This window comes from Mycobacterium sp. 94-17 (genome assembly GCF_035617725.1).
Classification (GTDB): domain Bacteria; phylum Actinomycetota; class Actinomycetes; order Mycobacteriales; family Mycobacteriaceae; genus Mycobacterium.
In genome coordinates, this window is record NZ_JAPIYN010000065.1 from 1 (window position 1) to 1165 (window position 1165).

The window sequence follows — 1165 nt, forward strand, 5'->3', positions numbered from 1 at the left end:
CACCTCGAAGCGGCCCGCCATCGCCCGCATTTCGTGCGGGTCGGTCATAAAACGTGTTGCCATGTCGGCTGTCTCCTTGCTACGTGGTTGTTGAGTGATGTGGTGAAAGACGGTGGCGGGATCGTTCAGGTACTACACAACCGCCGAGCCGAATGAATTGAAATGACCCCCCCTTCCCATCAGCCGGCGGCCACCGGGCTTTGTCACGGTGAGACGGACGTCGAACCCGAATCGCGGCGTTTGAGTTGACGGAGCGCGTGGTGCCTCGCCATACGGATCGCGGGCCCACCCCTGCGGCCCGGTAGTCCCGTGCCGGGCGATTACGTCGCAACCCACGTCGGTGACGATCTGTCCAGTCCCCTCAACGCGCCAGTCCGGTCAGAGCGCGGCGGCGGCGTTGGCTGCCTCGGTCGCAGCGTACGAACCGGAGCTGGTGGCCAGCGTGTTCACGAAAGCCTCGTGAATGGCGGCGGCCTGGGCGCTCACCGCCTGGTACATCTGCGCGTGCGCGGCGAACTGCGCCGCGGTCAACGCCGACACCTCGTCGGCAGCAGCGGGTACCACCCCTGTGGTTGGGGCTGCGGCGGCTGCGTTTTGGGCGCTCAAGGTCGACCCGATAGCCTGCAGGTTCCCGGCCGCCGCGGCCAAAGCCTCCGGCTGTGTGGTCACGAACGACATAGTGTTCCCTCCTAGTTGAAACCCCGACTCAGCGAGACTAGATGACTGTGGCCCCCGCGGTCAGTGCGGAAGGCCCGTGTTTGCAATTGTTCACCCAGCAGTACGGCAAATTCACTTTTGGTAACGACACAGTAACAACGCTTGACCTCGACCGCTGCCCGTCGCAAGACGGTTGGACGCCACGCTACCAGTCTCCGGGCGAAAAAGTTGCTGCTAATCGGCGCCCGGGGTTCGATGGTTTCGCCGCCCGGCATAAAAATCTGGTTGCCGCTTAACCCGTCGCAAAGAATCGCTGCGACGACCATTCCCGGGGGCGCGCCGTGGGGACCTCCTTTCGCGCTTTTCCGTTGTTTGACCGCCCTCGTGGCGTCCGGACGCGAACGCTGCCATCGGTGGGGGCGCTCGCTCAGCCGGCGAAGGGTGGTCGGGCCATCACGGTGGGCCGGAATCCGTACTTGGGGCCGGCGACGCCGTGTCCGGCCGCACC

At 65.1% G+C, this 1165-nt stretch carries 2 protein-coding genes and 1 pseudogene; all 3 read right to left on the bottom strand.

From position 1 onward, the window contains the following. Positions 1-63: pseudogene (locus OQ789_RS25620) on the bottom strand (WXG100 family type VII secretion target); the annotation flags it as partial. A gap of 315 nt (positions 64-378) precedes the next feature. After that, the gene (locus tag OQ789_RS25625; RefSeq protein WP_324689201.1) at positions 379-678 is read right to left on the bottom strand and encodes a PE family protein; all 300 of its coding nucleotides are present in this window, start codon (positions 676-678) and stop codon (positions 379-381) included. Between the two features lie 406 nt (positions 679-1084). Continuing rightward, a partial coding sequence (locus OQ789_RS25630) for a PPE family protein, SVP subgroup (protein WP_420716206.1) occupies positions 1085-1165 on the bottom strand: 81 nt, incomplete at its 5' end.

Coding starts and splice junctions, on each gene's coding strand:
- OQ789_RS25625 (WP_324689201.1), bottom strand. CDS start 678: ATGTCGTTCGTGACCACACAGCCGGAGGCTTTGGCCGCGGCGGCCGGG.